The organism is Corynebacterium sp. ES2730-CONJ, assembly GCF_024834055.1.
Classification (GTDB): domain Bacteria; phylum Actinomycetota; class Actinomycetes; order Mycobacteriales; family Mycobacteriaceae; genus Corynebacterium.
Genome location: NZ_JANUXZ010000006.1, coordinates 114,693 through 131,256, shown reverse-complemented (window position 1 = coordinate 131,256; position 16,564 = coordinate 114,693). Strand labels below are relative to the sequence as shown.

The window sequence follows — 16,564 nt, the reverse complement described above, 5'->3', positions numbered from 1 at the left end:
GGGTCTCAGGTGGAGTCTGCGGATTCGTCGGTTGTGACTTTTGTGGTGGCGGATAAAGATGGTGCGCCGCTTGCGGATCAAGAGGTTGTTGTGACTGTTGGTTCTGTGGAGTCTGTGGAGACGACGAATGCTGATGGCGTAGTGAGTGTTACCGTGCCGCGTGGTCACGATGATGTTGTGGTGGTAGCTCGGGTCGGTTCGATTGAGTCGGCTCCAGTTGTTGTGAGTGCTGTGCCTGTTGTTCCTGCGAGTGTTGTGGGGTCTCAGGTGGAGTCTGCGGATTCGTCGGTTGTGACTTTTGTGGTGGCGGATAAAGATGGTGCGCCGCTTGCGGATCAAGAGGTTGTTGTGACTGTTGGTTCTGTGGAGTCTGTGGAGACGACGAGTGCTGATGGCGTAGTGAGTGTTACTGTGCCGCGTGGTCACGATGATGTTGTGGTGGTAGCTCGGGTCGGTTCGATTGAGTCGGCTCCCATGGTTGTTGCCGCACTGCCTGCACGTATCCCCGCATCGGTAACAGGAAAACAGGACGCGGCCGCTGATCCGGCGATCGTGACCTTCACCGTCACCGACGCCCAAAATCAACCCCTCGCAAATCAGGCAATTACCATTACTGTTGGTGGGCTCAGCTTCACGGGACACACCAATAATGATGGCATCGTTACCGTTGCAGTGACGAAGACCGAGCAACCTCAGGCAGTTCTTGCCACAATCGGTGATCTGCGTTCGGAGGTCATCACGGTTGCTCCACAGGATGCTGAAGCTCCGAGCAGTTCCGAGCTAGCGCCACCACAAGCATGGGAAATCATTGTGGGGATCATCTCAGGTCTCGCGATTGTGGGACTGATCGCAATGGCTATCAACCATGTGAAACTCATGTTACTTCCTCCAACAACCCCTCCATCGCCGCAAAAAGGCATCGCAAAACCAGCGACGATCTCGCCTCGGCTTGCTAACCACTAACTGCGTGTAGCCGCACAAAATCCCCCATGGTCGTGCGGCTACTTTCTCAGAGTAGTTTTTATCTCCCCTCTTTAAGAAGGGGAGAACAGAATCGATAACAACTTTATTCAATTAGGCCACTCGCGCGATGTGGCTGAGAGGATTTGCAGTGAAGAATTTAATAAAACTGGTGTCTGCAGTTGCAGCGCCAACCCTTGCCCTGAGTGCCTTGTCAGTGCCGCTGGCACCGGCGGCAGGGGCTAAAACCCAAACGGTGGCGGTTCCCTTTAAGTGTGATTTGAATACGGTTGGGTTGCCAGGAATTGCCCAAAGTTCCGCGCACGCGATTTCATCGGGATACTCGTTCTCACTCAGTGTTGAGGCCCCCGAGGCTGTGCTCAAGGGAGACACGTTCTCCTACACAGTCAAACCAGGATTTGTCGGCGCTAAAATGAAATCACAGCAAAGCGGCGCCACCATCTCCATCAGGGCCATGGAACAAGGCAGGCTGGAGATTCTCAAGCCTCAGAATGCCAACGTAGTCAATGTATCACTCAGTGGGGGTGATGCTGGGTTAGAAAAGCATGAAAGCAACCAGAGTATTCGGATCGACAAGGGTGTTCACTCTGACTCGCTGCAAGCTGGGGACCAGCAAGCTCTGAAGAAAGCCGTTCAGCGCGCAGGCTGGCTCGGTTCTGAAAACGGCAACCAAATTGGTTTTAACGTTCCAGAGGTCAGCTACGAAGTGACTGCCACTGAACTCGGGGATATCGACTTTAAATTCCCGCGTCCCGCACAGGATAAGCACCCATACCCTGGGGATGGACCATTTTTTACCTTCCTCATGGAGGCTAATCTCTCCCACCCCTTCCTGGGATCGAATGATTTTGTCGGCCTCATGCGCTGCAATATTGACACTAATAATGCGTTGCCCACAGTAAAGGTGCTCGATCCAGCGGAAGTTGGGAAAAATGTCGAGTCTTTAGAAATCACCCCAACACCGGCGCAGGGCTTTGCAAAAGAAACCTCCGAAGTGGTCTTTTCTGCAAAGGATGCGTCGGGTAATGGCGTGGCCAATGAACTCATAACAACAGTGATCGACGGAGTTGAAGACACAGGGCTGACCGATAATACGGGTCGGTATTCGCGCAGCTTCACCCCGGAAGCTCCCGGAACCGTCACAATCTCCGCCTCCATCGGCACCCGCCACGAGAAAACGATCGAGTACCAGGTAGGTGAGGCCTCTGGATCGGTGCTTTCAGAGATCTCTGGCACCCTTGAGTGCTCAACGACCTACAGCAGTGGCGATGCTAGTGGCCAGAGATATGTTACCCGAGGGCTCGACGGTATTCATGGTAGCGGAGCAGGGGTCAAAATCGAGCGCAACTTTGCGTTTACTGCAAATATTCAGCACCCAGAAGCTGTACGCCTCGGATCCCAGTTTGACTACCAGCTGCTCAATCCGACCCTGAAAGCTCCCGCTGAAACTAGTGGATCCAAGGCTCGTGAGAAGCTCACATCAAGCGCCTGGAATCGCGGGCGGTTCGCCGTGCAACTCCCTCGCAATGCAGAGGTCGGGGACCCAGTGAAAAAGGGAGACCTTCCCGGTGAGATTACTGTGAATAACAACGCAGTGACCATGGCTCTCGAAACAACCGATGACGTAGATACCAGCGATCTCGCGGCCATTTCGAGCAATAGCACGGGTGGGATCACGTCAATGACTGAGGGAGACGATCTCGTGCTTCGATTCCCTTCAGTATCTCTTCCTGTTACCGCTAATCAAGAAGGAAAAATTGCCTTTGCATTCCCCCAGGGGCCTGGTTTTGCCCCTGAAGATACATTGATCAGCTTTGCGGATGTCGGAGCTTTTCTCGCACCTGGCTTCTTTTTCGATTCCACGTATCCGGTAGCTGGTGTTGTCCGGTGCCATCCGACCACGTCCATGGAGCTGCCATCAGTATCCGTGCTCCCAGCCCTCGAGAGCTTAGATATCTCTGGGCCAGCACGTATAGAGGTCGGTTCCACAGCGGAGTTCGCCGTCACCGTTCGCGACTCTCAAGGGCCAGCGGTGGGCGAGCGCGTAGAAATCAACTATGGCGACACGACCATTGCGGGTCGTACCGACGACCAAGGCATCTATCGTTTCACCGTGGACACCGCCGAAATCGGCACCCTAACTGTGACAGCGACAGCAACGATGTTAACAAAGGCCACCACTCTGGAAGTTATCAGTGACCAACCAAATGAGGATCCTGAAGATTCAGAGCCCTCGAGCAGTACACCTACAGTAACGAAAGATAGCTGGATTTGGGTGTTAATTTCGATGTTCTCTACAATCCTCGCGGGATCCCTCGGGCTGCTCATTTTTAGTCACCTCCTCCCATTTGCCTAACAGACAAGATGGCCAAGCGCCGCCCTCATGTGCTCACAGTTCTATGAGAGCTTGACTATAGGGAAATAGCGGTGGGTAAGGAAGAGAACCTCCCTCTTCCTTACCCACTTTTTTCTTAGGGCTAAAGCGGTGAGATTTGCTAGAATCGAGGAGATCGAGGGCGCCGTTGAATACGCCCTCTCGCTTTTTTAAGGAAGGGTACGGCACTGATGGCTCGTTTCGTCGATCGGGTGGTTCTCCATCTCGCGGCTGGTGATGGGGGCAATGGCTGCGCCTCCATTCATCGGGAAAAATTCAAGCCTCTCGGGGGACCCGATGGCGGAAATGGTGGCCACGGTGGCGATATCATTTTGGAAGTCACTGCTCAGGTACACACTCTCCTAGATCTCCACTATCGTCCCCATATTAAAGCCCAACGTGGCGCTAACGGAGCCGGTGATCACCGCAATGGTGCCCGTGGAGAGGATCTTATTCTGGGAGTACCGGCGGGTACCGTTGTGCTCAATGATAAAGGTGAGACCCTTGCTGATCTGACTGCGGTGGGAATGCAATTCATCGCAGCCAAAGGTGGGGTCGGTGGCTTAGGTAATGCCGCGCTTGCCTCCCATGCACGCAAGGCCCCAGGGTTTGCCCTCAAGGGAGAGCCGGGCGAACAGCACGACGTCATACTAGAGCTAAAATCCATGGCGGATGTTGGTTTAGTTGGCTTTCCGTCGGCAGGTAAATCCTCGCTCATTTCCGTGATTTCTGCCGCCAAACCGAAGATTGGCGATTATCCTTTTACAACACTAGCTCCCAACCTCGGTGTTGTTGAGGTAGGCGATGAAACCATTACCATCGCAGACGTTCCAGGGCTGATTCCCGGCGCGTCGGCTGGCAAGGGCCTCGGCCTGGACTTCCTCCGACATATTGAGCGCACAGCAGTCCTCGCTCACGTTGTTGATACGGCAACTCTTGAGGCCGGTCGCGATCCCGCATCCGATATCGAGGCACTTGAAGCTGAATTAGCCGCCTACCAGTCGGCGCTTGATGAGGATATATCGCTGGGTGATCTTCGCGATCGCCCGCGTATCATTATCTTGAATAAGGCTGATATCCCCGAGGCCGAAGAGCTCGCTGAATTTGTTCGCGAAGACCTCGAGAAGCAGTTCGGGTGGCCCGTTTTTATTATCTCAGCCGTTGCCCGCAAGGGACTCGAGCCTCTTAAGTTCAAACTTCTCGAGATCGTCCAGCAGGCGCGCCGAGAGCGTCCGCGAGACGTTGAGCAACGAGTAGTTGTTCGTCCCCAGCCGCTCGAATCAAAGGGTCGAGGCCGCGGTAAAGTGAAGGAATTCCACGTTCACGAGGACCCCGACATCGAGGGCGGTTTTATTGTGACCGGTGAAAAACCTGAGCGTTGGATTGTTCAGACTGACTTTGAAAACGATGAAGCTGTGGGCTACCTTGCGGATCGACTGAACCGTATGGGCGTGGAAGATGCTCTCTATGAGGCTGGGGCTAAAGCCGGAGCCACAGTGTCTATCGGTCCCGTCTCCTTCGAGTGGGAACCCATGACCGCAGCCGGTGTGGACCCAACTCTTACCGGGCGCGGAACGGATATTCGGCTCGATCGTAATGAGCGTAAATCGGCAGCTGAACGTAAACGCGCCTCCCAGGTGCGTCGTGGTTTGATTGATGAATTCGACTACGGCGACGGTCAAGAAGCTGATCGTGACCGGTGGCAGGGGTAGCGCGTGGAGATGGCTGATACATCCGAAGCGATTCGCAAGCGCATCGCCCGAGCTAAACGCATTGTGGTAAAGATCGGTTCCTCATCACTCACAGGGCCCCACCACCGAGTTGATCCCTTGCGCATTGATGCCCTGGTAAACGCCATGCAGCAGCGCTTTGCACGGGGTACCGAAATTATTGTTGTTTCCTCTGGTGCAGTTGCCGCGGGTATGGGACCGCTGGGATTAGATACCCGACCCACAGATTTAGCCACCAAACAGGCAGTCGCTGCAGTCGGCCAAGTCCACCTCATGCATACCTGGGGCGCGTCATTTGCTCGCTTTGGGCAGACAATCGGGCAGGTCTTACTCACCGCTTCTGATGCGGGAAGCCGTGATCGCGCTCGTAATGCCCAGCAGACCATGGAGAAGCTATTGCGACTTGGAGTCGTTCCCATTGTCAATGAGAACGATACGGTGGCCACCACAGAAATGCGCTTCGGCGATAACGACCGACTCGCCGCCCTCGTTGCGCACCTTAGTCTTGCCGACGCCCTCTTCCTCCTCTCGGATGTTGATGGCCTCTATGATAAGAATCCAAGCGAAAACGGAGCCCGCTTTATTGACGCGGTGCGTGATGAACGCGACCTGAATGGTGTGATCGCAGGTGCTGGCGGTGCCGTGGGTACTGGTGGCATGGCTTCTAAGGTACAGGCGAGTCGTATAGCCACCAGAGGTGGGGTCCCGGTGCTTCTCACTTCGGCAGCTTATATCGGTGATGCGCTCGATGACGCGGGTGTGGGAACCGTTTTCCATCCGCAGACGCATACTCTCTCGGCTTGGAAATCGTGGGCGCTCTACGCGGCTGATTCGGGTGGAACAATCCACATTGATGCGGGGGCAGTTGCAGCATTGTCAACGGGTAAAAGCTCCCTGCTGCCTGTAGGTATTACCCAGGTGGAAGGTATTTTTCACGCCGGTGAGATTGTTGATATCTTAGGCCCCCAGGGACAGCTCGTAGGGCGCGGCGAGGTGGCCTATGAATCGAGCGTCATTGAGTCGATTATGGGATTGCAAACCTGTCAGCTGGAAGAACGACGGCCGGTGATCCACGCCAATCACCTCTCGCTCGACGGCGCTATGATGGCCCAAGAGTAGTCGGCTGGAATATATCATCCTCAGCGCCTATCGATTCGCTAGGGGCTTTGAGGATCAACCGTTCTCGGCGGAGATCTACTACCATCGGTATTTATGAATTCCGATCACCCCGAAACCGAGCAGGTTGTTGCTCGTGCACGAGTCGCCCGGTCTTTGGCCCCTACCGTTGCTCGCCTCTCGACGGCGCGCAAGAATCACCTCCTTAACCAAGCAGCTCAGGCACTCGAGGATCATGCCGAGGATATTCTGCAAGCTAATGCTCGCGATATCACCGCCGGTCGCGAGCGTGGGATGTCTGATAACTTAATTGATCGACTCGCTCTTGATAGAAACCGCATAAAAGGCATGGCCGAGGGGCTGCGCCAAGTGGCCCGACTAAGAGACCCCGTCGGGGATATCGTTGCGGGTCGCGTGATGGAGAATGGAATGAAAATGCGCCAAGTGCGAGTCCCACTTGGCGTTATGGGAATGGTATACGAGGCGCGTCCAAATGTGACCGTTGACGCCTTTGGATTGGCGCTCAAATCTGGCAATGTGGCGCTGTTGCGCGGTTCGCGCTCCGCGGCATTCTCCAATCAGGCACTCGTGAACATTCTGCAGGATGCCGCCCGCGAACAGGGCCTACCGGCAGAGATCGTGCAGTTACTACCTTGTGATACCCATGACAGTGTCACAGCGCTTGTTACCGCTCGAGGCCTCGTGGACGTTGTTATTCCCCGCGGGGGTGCAGGGCTGATTAACGCCGTTGTCCACCAAGCTACAGTTCCTACCATCGAGACAGGAACCGGCAACTGTCATTTGTATATAGATTCCGAGTGTGATCTCGATCAGGCAATCGCGATTTTGATCAATGGAAAGACCCGCCGCACGAGTGTGTGTAATGCCACCGAAACAGTCCTTATCGATAAAGCCCTTAACGCCACCTCCACTCACCGCATTCTTTCAGCCCTTATTGAGGCGGGGGTAACGGTACACGGTGATACTGAGGAATTTCTTCCTCTTGGACTGAGCGAGATCATTCCGGCGACCCAGCAGGATTGGGAAGAGGAATACCTGTCGATGGATATCGCAGCGAAAATGGTTGCTGGTGTCAATGGTGCCATTGCCCATATACGGCAGTATTCCACTGGACATACCGAGGCAATCGCTACCACCAATATCATCACAGCTCAGCGCTTTGTTGACGAGGTTGATTCGGCCGCGGTTATGGTTAATGCTTCGACCGCTTTTACCGACGGCGAACAATACGGGATGGGTGCAGAAATCGGCATTTCCACTCAAAAACTGCACGCCAGAGGTCCCATGGCCTTGCCGGAACTGACCAGCACCAAATGGATCCTTGAGGGCAACGGACATATTAGGCCGTAGTGGAAGATCATGAAGAGCTACCAACACCAGCCTGAGAAAATCGGCATTATGGGGGGAACTTTTGACCCCATCCACCACGGACATTTAGTGGCAGCGAGTGAAGTTGCGGCGCGCTTTCATCTCGATCGCGTCATCTTTGTTCCGACCGGATGCCCGTGGCAAAAAACAGATCGAGTGGTTTCACCAGGCGAAGATCGCTATCTGATGACGGTGATCGCTACAGCTTCGAATCCTCGATTCGAGGTGAGTCGGGTTGATATTGACCGATCCGGACCGACCTACACCATCGACACCCTCAAGGATTTGCGCTCTCTCTATCCTAACGCTGAATTCTATTTCATTACGGGAGCCGATGCGCTGGCTAAGATCCTCAGTTGGCGGGAATGGGAAATGATCTTCCATCTCGCCACTTTCGTAGGCGTAACCCGACCTGGCTATCTGCTCGACGATGATATCCTCCCTCCGCGTTACCGCAAAAGAGTGGAGTTGGTGGAAATTCCTGCAATGGCTATCTCATCAACGGATTGTCGACAACGAACGCAAACCTCCAAACCCCTGTGGTACCTCGTACCCGATGGGGTGGTGCAATATATCCACAAGCATGGCCTCTACCGTGCTACCTCAGAACTCAAATGATCGAGGAATTTTTCTCTTCATCGGCTGATTCATGACAGAATACTTGTGAAGCTCTACACCACTGAAAAGGAACAAAAGGATTATAGTGACCGCGACCCACGATACTACCGCACTCGCAGCTACCGCTGCGGTGGCCGCTAACGAAAAACTTGCAACAAATATCGCCGTCATCGACGTCAGCGATGTCATGGCAATTACCGAGATTTTTCTTCTTGCTTCTGCAGATAACGAACGCCAAGTGCGCGCGATCGTCGAGGAGATCGAAGATGTCCTTTCCAACCAGGGCCACGAACCCAAGCGGCGTGAAGGAAATCGGGAGAATCGCTGGGTTTTGCTCGACTACGGTTCCTTTGTTATTCACGTCCAACGCAATACCGAACGTGATTTCTATGGACTCGATAGGCTCTATCGTGATTGCCCACTTATCGAGGTTGATGGGATTGATACGATGGAGCGTCCAACAGAATGGAATGATGACATCGACCTTCGGTCCGTGCAGTCCCTCGATGAGATTCCTTTGGTTGAAAACGACCCCGACGAGGAAGAATTGTAAACTCGAGCTGTAGAACCTAACCCCTGGTTGACTCTCTATATCGCGAGAATTTTATATGACACGTCGATTAATTCTGCTCCGGCACGGTGAAACATCGTATAACGCTTCTGGTCGCATGCAAGGCCACTTGGATACTGAGCTCTCGACTCGGGGCCGAGCGCAAGCTGCTCAGGTCGCCGCATTCTTGGAAACTGTCAAAATTTCTCGAATTATTTCCTCTGACCTTACTCGGGCGAGTGAAACCGCTCGGGCAGTCGGGGAGCGCCTCGGTGTTGAGGTCACCATAGATGATCGTTTGCGTGAGACCAATCTGGGTCAGTGGCAGGCCCGTTCTCATGCCGAGGTGGATCGGCAGTTCCCCGGATTACGTGCCTATTGGCGTCACGATCCAACCTGGGCTCCTCCTGGTGGTGAGTCACGGCTTGAGGTTGCACGTAGAGCACGACCGGTTGTTGATGAATTAATGCGCGAATTTGCTCTTTGGGATCAAGGCACCGTTTTATTGGTGGCTCACGGAGGTACCATTTCTGCTCTCACCTCACATCTTTTAGAGCTTGAAAGTCATCAGTACCCACTATTTTCAGGTCTAGGTAATACCTGTTGGGCTCAATTAACGGCTCGTCCTCGTTATAGCTCAGAAATTTCGGAGGATGATGCCGAGGATATTCGGCCAGAAGATCTCATCTTCACCCCAGATAACTGCCAGAATGCTCGATGGTACCTCGACGGGTGGAATATGGGAGTCTCTCTCGGGTATGAATCGATGGGAGCCGCCGGAAACGGAGAAGCTGGCCTTCTGGGAGGAGTTTAACCACCTCGGTAGCGCCCTATTGCTAGGCTCATAGGGGTTCCCACATTATTGGGTGCAACCGCTGGGTATAAAATTTGTGGAGAAAGGGAATCTATGCCAGTTCGTATCGTGACCGATTCTTCTGCGGGACTCCCACATCATGTTGTTGATGAACTCGATATCACTGTCATTGACCTCCATATTGTCAATAGCGACCACGACCAGTCCACGTCGGGCCTTAGTGCTTTGGAGCTAACAGCTCAGTATGCGCGCCAACTTGAGCGCGGAGGCGATGAGGGGGTTCTTGCCCTGCACCTATCGAAAGAACTCTCCTCAACATGGTCAGCTGCAGTAACCGCAGCTTCTATTTTTAACCAGAATGTTGCCGTGGTAGATACTCAAAGTATTGGCATGTCGGTCGGGGCGGCTGCGATGGCGGCGGCGCGGATCGCACAAGATGGCGCGCCCCTTCCCGAATGTATCGAATTGGCGGAAGATACTCTAGCACGTTCAGCTACCTGGTTATTTCTGCCGCGCATCGAGCAGATGTGGAAATCCGGGCGCATTAGTGCCGCTACCGCAATGCTATCAACCACCTTGGCAATCAAACCCATTCTGCAGGTACGTTCGGGTCGGATTGAGTTAGCAGCGAAGACTCGAACCCAAGCTAAAGCTTTGACAAAGCTTACCGAGCTGATAGTCCAACGCGCAGCGAATTTACCAGTCTTTATAGCTATACAGCAGCATGAGGCTAAGGATGCGGCGCGCTTGTTGGAAAAGCAACTAAGGGACAATCTCCCCAAGGGTTCGGCCATCATGATCACTGATATGGATCCAATACTAGCCGTCCATTGCGGGGTCGGTGCCGTGGGAGTATCCACGGTTTTCTCTCAAGCGCCAGACGATAACTAGTCAGTTTTGGAAGGTTTTTAAACTGCTGTGCTAGGTTCTACCAGGTTCTACCAGGCTCTACCGGTCACTATCAGGCTCTATCAGGCGCAACCGTGGCAAGGGAAGGTCTCATTGCTATTACAACACAATCGATATGAAGGCAGACCTGCTGCGATCTAAGTATGGGTTCAATCGCTCGCCAGCGGTTCCTAGAGGAAAAAGTGCGAGCTCACCTCTAGCTTCGAAGACACGTGTGGGCACAATGAGAGTGGCCCTAGAGAAGTTGTAGGCAGCTCACCTATGCTGAACGAGGCTGAGCGCTGACTGCGGCGCGCTTTTGTCATCTGTATATGCGTGGTAGCGAGGTGGCGCTGCGCAGGTAGTAGCCATATTTCGCCGTCTTTTGGTCCCTCCCATCATGATTCGAACCTTCGGCGGGGGCGGATGTCGCCCGGTGCCATACCAGCTGCCCCGCCCAAGTGTTTCCTACCTGGAAGTCCGACGTTATAGTGCCAGAGGAATTCCTGAACGCCGCTAGACCCTTCCTCGGGCCTCGAGTGCGCTGACAGGGATCCCAGCCCACCAGCCTTGGGTGACTCGATACCCGAACTGCCTAGATAGGAAGATAACCATTCTCTCAGGTATAGAAGGAAATCTTCATCTTATGGGAGCTGGTTGAGATAACTCGCAACGTATGACCGAATTTAAGGTGCCCGCCTCAGTCTCTTCCACACTTGAGACGGGGGAGCGAAGAGAGTGGTGTACCACTAATCCTTGCTTTATGGGGGAGTAGCGAGTTTACTGAAACTTACTCACAAGCTCAATTAGGTAAGCCTAAGAAAGCCAGGTAGTGGACATTGTCGTCAACCTCTTTCTAGATATTGCTACCCCCTTAGACTCCTCGCCGGAAGGGAATAATTATGGCGTCGACATCCACCATCAGCGCACCAGAGCGTGAAAAACTAAAGCGAGAGCGAGAAGAAGGAAAATCAGCCCTGAAAGAATTACTTCGGCCCATAGCTCTACGTCTAGGAATCGGTCGATTCTTAGCAATTATTGCGGGCTTCCTGGCCATCGGCCCCTATATCGCATTGATCCAGGTGGGCGATACCCTCTACAGCGCCTATAGTCAGGATCTGCCGGTTGACGAGCAATCTGTATGGGCGAGTGTGTATCTCCTCGTGGGAATGTTCTGCGGACGATTATTTATTAACGCCATAGCCTTGGCCATTACCCACTTCGCCGATATTAGATTAGCCGCGATTATTCGTCAGCGTATTCTTGATCGAATCTCCAGCGCTCCTTTGGGATGGTTTTCAAAAACTAATGCCGGCAAAGTTCGCAAAGCATTGCAGGAAGATATCGGGCAGATCCACGCCTTGGTAGCACACCAACCGGTAGACGTCACCCAAGCCATTATTACTCCTGTCGCCCTTTTAATGCTGGCCTTTTTAATCGATTGGAGGCTAGGGCTGCTCACGGTTGCGAGCTTTCCTTTTTATATCGCAGCTAATATTTGGATGCTCAGCGGCATGGGCGAAAAAACCGTTGAGATGGACGCTCACCTAGGTCGCGTATCTGCCACTATGGTGGAATTCTTTACGGGAATCTCGGTGGTTAAGGCCTTTGGGGCGGTGGGACAATCCCATAAACGCTATCAAGATGCTGCCGATGATTTCTCTACGTTTTATCTAGCGTGGGTTACGCCTATGCTCAAAGGTTCTGCCATGGCGGCCGCCTCGATATCTATCCCCATTCTGATGGCAATCAATCTGGGTGGTGGCATCCTCATGATTCGAGCAGGCTGGGTGACTCCACCAGATGTACTGGCGACCACCCTCATCGCTCTGATGATTCCCAGTGCCATCACCGTATTGAGCAATATGATGTGGGCCTATCAATTAGCAGGCGCTGCTGCCCGTCGTCTGCTGATAACTCTCGACACTCCTATTCTTTCGGTCCCCAATACTAAGCTACAACCACGAGGAAACGAGATCCGCTTTGAAGACGTATCCTTCTCGTACGGTGAGCATATAGCGGCCAATCACGTGACCATGACTCTTCGCGAGGACACGGTAACGGCACTCATCGGTGCCAGTGGTTCTGGTAAGACTACTCTAGCCACCTTGGTTGCTCGATTTAATGATCCTGACTCAGGGAGGATCACCATCGGCGGTGTCGACGTGCGCGAACTATCCACACGGATGCTCTATGACACGGTCTCCTTCGTGCTACAAGATCCGCAACTCTTGAGAATCTCCGTGCGCGATAATATCGCCCTCGGCAGGCTCGAGGCCACAATGGAGGAAATCCGCGATGCAGCACACAAGGCGCATATTCTTGACACCATTGAGGCTCTCCCGAAGGGTTTTGACACTATCGTCGGAACGGACACTCATTTCTCCGGGGGCCAGGCTCAACGAATTGCCATCGCGCGAGCACTTTTAGTGGATGCCCCGATCCTCATCCTGGATGAGGCCACGGCATTTGCTGACCCCGAATCGGAAGCAGATATTCAGCAAGCGCTGACCACCTTAGTTAAGGGTAAAACGGTGCTAGTTATTGCGCATCGTCTGGAATCAATTGTGGGTGCTGATCAGATCATAGTCCTAGAACACGGCCATGTCGCAGCAGCGGGAAGTGCAAAGGACCTCCAAGGTCATCCGCTGTATCAGCAGTTACTGACCACATCTCAATCCGCCCACCTCAGGTCGCTGGAATCTCAGCGGAAAGGACATTAAGACGTTATGAAACCTCTCATTTTCTCTTTCTTTTCGCTGAGTAGCGTTTTTCTCACTGATCCTCGGTGTCTCTACCGCGCGATCATATCTAGCATTGCGATGGGAGTCCTCGAAGGGTTGTCGCTATTTCTTATTATTCCTGCTATTTACGCTTTATCAACAGATACTCCCGCCTGGGGGCTTAGTGCCTATGGCTGGCTAGTAGTATTCATACTCTCAGCGATCATAGCGGCTGTCTTGGGATATATCGATACCCGTCTTAGCTACGCAGCGGCCCTCGATATTGTTCAGAATATCCACCGGTCAATTGGTCATCAGGTAGCACGACTGCCGCTCGGATGGTTTCAGCAGCCAATAGCAGGTCGGCTGTCCCGCCTGGTCTCGGGCGAGCTCATGCTTACCTCTGAGATCTTCGCTCACCTCATGGGTCCTATTGCTGGGAAAATGGCAGCCATTGTTGTCATCTTGGTGTGCATGCTGGCATGGAATATCACCCTCGGAATCTTGCTAGCTGTCTCTATGTTGATATTTCTCGTCTTCGTCTATCTCTCCTCGGCAATTGGTCACTACGCTCACGCTCAGGCTGAACCTTTAGAAAAAGAGATCAGTGACCGCGTCGTAGAATTTACCCACTGCCAGCCGGCCCTACGCGCATGCGGTAGGAGTCAAGATTTCGCCCCCTTAACGGCGGCAACTACTCAGTGGCGGCAACGGAAGTCCCGCTTGCTGTGGTGGGAGTTTCTCGCTAATGCCTTAACTGGAAGTTTGACTCAAGTTGTGGTGGTGGCCCTTATGACGCTCATTGCACAACTCAGTTTGGACGGTTCCCTTAGCCCTATAGAAACCATTGCTTTTATGGGGGTAACACTGCGCTTTTCCCAGTTGTTGCTGATCCTTGCGGAAAGTTCTTTCGGTCTGGAATCCAGGCGTAGTAGCGCCGAAGCATTCTACGAGGTGCTCACCGCTGAAGCGCTGCCAGAACCTCGTGAGGATGCAGCGCAACCTACGCCGGGCAGTGTGGAATTTGAGCACGTGACCTTCTCCTATCTAGAAAATACTCCCGTGATCAAGAATGTTAGTTTCCTAGTTCCACCTCGGTCGATGGTAGCCCTAGTGGGGCCTTCCGGAAGTGGCAAAACGACAGTGGCACGGCTGATATCGAGGTTCTATGAAGTAGATTCCGGAGCGGTCAAAGTTGGCGGTGCGAATGTCAAGGAGTTAAAGACACGCACCCTAATGTCGCAGCTATCGATGGTCTTTCAAGAAGTCTATCTTTTTGATGACACTCTGATCGCCAATATCAGGATCGGCCGGCCCACCGCTACCGATGATGAGGTCAAAGAGGCTGCCGCATTAGCCGGTGTGACCGAAATTGTGCGACGCCTTCCCAACGGATGGGAGAGCCCGGTCGGCGAGGGAGGTAAGTCTTTAAGTGGGGGCGAAAGGCAGCGCGTGGCCATAGCTCGCGCGCTGCTAAAAAATGCGCCCATCGTGCTTTTCGACGAAGCTACCAGCGCCCTCGATCCCGAAAATGAGGCAAATATCGTGGCGGCATTTGCCACATTGCGCGAAACCTCCACTGTCGTAGTTATCGCGCATAAATTAGACACCATTATGGGTGCGGATCAGATTGTGACGCTCAACGCTCAAGGCGAGATCGAGGATATCGGAACCCATGAGCAGTTATACGCTCGCACTGGGACCTACCGTGATTTCTGGGATAGCCGAGCGAAAGCCAAAGGGTGGCACCTAGCGTAGATACGCTTCTCCGTAAAAATATCGCTGTGCGCCCGCAAATTACTCACAGCTGACCGCGCACTTTTTCTAAACAGAGCGTTTTAGGCATAGCCCTCCAGACGCTCTGACAGACGTTCTTGCAACAGAGTTCCAGCACAGGTGGGTGAGGAGTCCCATCCAGAAACCAGCAGTGATCGGGAGAGCTCTTCGTTTAGGCACTGGGATGGTAGCTTCGATCCGGTTCGATACTGTGGGGGATCAGAGGTAGCAACGCGGCTAATTGGGTATAGGGACGGAAGTTATTCTTCAGCGGGGATCGACCCTCATCAATCTAATCCGATGGGGATTACCCCCATTACGGGCTTATCGAGGAGAAAAGTTCCAATTATGAATTAAATTAGGGATCGCGAATACATCCATTTTCTCTACCAAAGGTTGTTATGTCTCTTCCCTCCCGTCGATCCTTCTACCCAAGCCTCGTTGTGCTTGTCGGCCTCGTACTAAGCTCATGTTCTACACCATCTGATACCCCTCAAACCCAGGCGGTAGCTGACCTTGAAACTACCTCCAGCCCGCAACCAGCGTGCGAGAATCCACAGCTAGATCTTCTCGAAACTGAATTTGGGCTGTGGGGATCACCACAGAAAATAAATACCGAGACCGCAGGGAAAGACAATAACTATTGGTTGGAGACAGACGTTATTGATAACCACTTCGATCCATGCGCAGATTACTCTTATATCGTTATAGAAGGTCGACCACCTGAGTTTGTTGGTTCGCAACTTCCTCCCAAAAAGGCGGTGCTCTTCTTTGCTGGTGAGCACTTCATCCCCGGACAAGATATGCCTTTTATCAATGAGGTAAAAGATATCTCCCTTGATGGTGCTACCGCCACGGTTGATTACCAGAGCAAGATTATGTACAACGGTGAAACCTTTGATTATACAATAAACTACACGCTGAGCCCACAGGACGTGGTGGAAAAAGGCAGGCACGAGCCTACTGGCAATACCTCGAATATGATGCGCACTGATTTCCATCGCTCACCGCCACCCGGGGATAGCTTCAGCTATACCCGTCTCGGCAATATCTCCCACAAGCTCTATGATTACGAGGAAGATTGGGCTGGTTACTACGTCAATATACCTATCGGCGAGATCACCATGCGGTGCACACTTTTGAGCTCTTTCGATTATAACTTCACCGATCAGGTTGACTGCCTAGCCCCAGAACCCATCTTCCCACCAGTCGATACCCGCCGTGTGCCCGCCCCGCTAATATCTCCCGGCGAGAAAGGGTACTACTCGGTGAGTATGTCATTCTCGTACCCCACCGGTATCTATACCGACTACTTAAATCTCGGCAATGCTGACTCTTTTACTGATATGAAGGATGAAGCGATTACGAAGGTTGGCAATCTATTCTTCGATACTCGTGGAGATTCAGTGCGGATCACGGACTACCATATGGAATACGAAATAGGCCCTAATCTGGTCAGGGAAAATCCGGCAGACGAGGTCGATATGTCGCGGTGGCCTACTCGTTTAGATCACTGGCAATAAACGGCGCCCTAAATTTTATTGAATCCTATTCGCACGCAGCAGAGAGCAGAGAGCAGAGAATTTATCCACACAATCCTTCAAG

General features: G+C 53.0%; 12 protein-coding genes. All 12 read left to right on the top strand.

Annotated features, from left to right (window positions below):
• Window positions 1-963 (top strand): hypothetical protein (locus tag NXS13_RS08430; protein ID WP_396125080.1); only part of this gene is annotated, 963 nt, incomplete at its 5' end.
• Between the two features lie 148 nt (window positions 964-1,111).
• On the top strand, window positions 1,112-3,337 hold the full coding sequence (locus tag NXS13_RS08425) for an Ig-like domain-containing protein (RefSeq protein ID WP_259289624.1): 2,226 nt from the start codon (window positions 1,112-1,114) through the stop codon (window positions 3,335-3,337).
• 209 nt (window positions 3,338-3,546) lie between these two features.
• Entirely contained in the window at window positions 3,547-5,067 is a 1,521-nt protein-coding gene (obgE, locus tag NXS13_RS08420) for a GTPase ObgE (protein WP_259158646.1), read from the top strand.
• A 9-nt stretch (window positions 5,068-5,076) separates the two neighbouring features.
• The gene (gene proB / locus NXS13_RS08415) at window positions 5,077-6,204 is read left to right on the top strand and encodes a glutamate 5-kinase (RefSeq protein WP_259289623.1); all 1,128 of its coding nucleotides are present in this window, start codon (window positions 5,077-5,079) and stop codon (window positions 6,202-6,204) included.
• 93 nt (window positions 6,205-6,297) lie between these two features.
• Window positions 6,298-7,572, top strand: coding sequence for a glutamate-5-semialdehyde dehydrogenase (locus NXS13_RS08410; protein WP_259079689.1), 1,275 nt, complete (start codon window positions 6,298-6,300; stop codon window positions 7,570-7,572).
• Between the two features lie 9 nt (window positions 7,573-7,581).
• Window positions 7,582-8,208 carry a nicotinate-nucleotide adenylyltransferase gene (nadD, locus tag NXS13_RS08405; RefSeq protein WP_259079693.1) on the top strand — a complete coding sequence of 209 codons (627 nt, stop codon included), beginning with the start codon at window positions 7,582-7,584 and terminating at the stop codon, window positions 8,206-8,208.
• Between the two features lie 85 nt (window positions 8,209-8,293).
• Window positions 8,294-8,761 (top strand): ribosome silencing factor, encoded by a 468-nt coding sequence (gene rsfS, locus NXS13_RS08400; RefSeq protein ID WP_259079699.1) that lies wholly within the window; start codon window positions 8,294-8,296, stop codon window positions 8,759-8,761.
• A 55-nt stretch (window positions 8,762-8,816) separates the two neighbouring features.
• Entirely contained in the window at window positions 8,817-9,572 is a 756-nt protein-coding gene (locus tag NXS13_RS08395; RefSeq protein ID WP_259158651.1) for a histidine phosphatase family protein, read from the top strand.
• 93 nt (window positions 9,573-9,665) lie between these two features.
• A complete protein-coding gene (locus NXS13_RS08390; RefSeq protein WP_259079712.1) occupies window positions 9,666-10,463 on the top strand; it encodes a DegV family protein in 798 nt (265 codons plus the stop codon).
• Between the two features lie 899 nt (window positions 10,464-11,362).
• Window positions 11,363-13,183, top strand: a complete 1,821-nt coding sequence (locus tag NXS13_RS08385) for an ABC transporter ATP-binding protein (protein ID WP_259158652.1) — start codon at window positions 11,363-11,365, stop codon at window positions 13,181-13,183.
• A 6-nt stretch (window positions 13,184-13,189) separates the two neighbouring features.
• Entirely contained in the window at window positions 13,190-14,941 is a 1,752-nt protein-coding gene (locus tag NXS13_RS08380; RefSeq protein ID WP_259289622.1) for an ABC transporter ATP-binding protein, read from the top strand.
• Window positions 14,942-15,360: 419 nt separating this feature from the next.
• Window positions 15,361-16,482, top strand: coding sequence for a hypothetical protein (locus NXS13_RS08375; RefSeq protein ID WP_259158654.1), 1,122 nt, complete (start codon window positions 15,361-15,363; stop codon window positions 16,480-16,482).
• Window positions 16,483-16,564: the final 82 nt, after the last annotated feature.

Coding starts and splice junctions, on each gene's coding strand:
- obgE (WP_259158646.1), top strand. CDS start 3,547: ATGGCTCGTTTCGTCGATCGGGTGGTTCTCCATCTCGCGGCTGGTGAT.
- NXS13_RS08375 (WP_259158654.1), top strand. CDS start 15,361: ATGTCTCTTCCCTCCCGTCGATCCTTCTACCCAAGCCTCGTTGTGCTT.
- NXS13_RS08380 (WP_259289622.1), top strand. CDS start 13,190: ATGAAACCTCTCATTTTCTCTTTCTTTTCGCTGAGTAGCGTTTTTCTC.
- proB (WP_259289623.1), top strand. CDS start 5,077: ATGGCTGATACATCCGAAGCGATTCGCAAGCGCATCGCCCGAGCTAAA.
- nadD (WP_259079693.1), top strand. CDS start 7,582: ATGAAGAGCTACCAACACCAGCCTGAGAAAATCGGCATTATGGGGGGA.
- NXS13_RS08390 (WP_259079712.1), top strand. CDS start 9,666: ATGCCAGTTCGTATCGTGACCGATTCTTCTGCGGGACTCCCACATCAT.
- NXS13_RS08395 (WP_259158651.1), top strand. CDS start 8,817: ATGACACGTCGATTAATTCTGCTCCGGCACGGTGAAACATCGTATAAC.
- NXS13_RS08410 (WP_259079689.1), top strand. CDS start 6,298: ATGAATTCCGATCACCCCGAAACCGAGCAGGTTGTTGCTCGTGCACGA.
- NXS13_RS08385 (WP_259158652.1), top strand. CDS start 11,363: ATGGCGTCGACATCCACCATCAGCGCACCAGAGCGTGAAAAACTAAAG.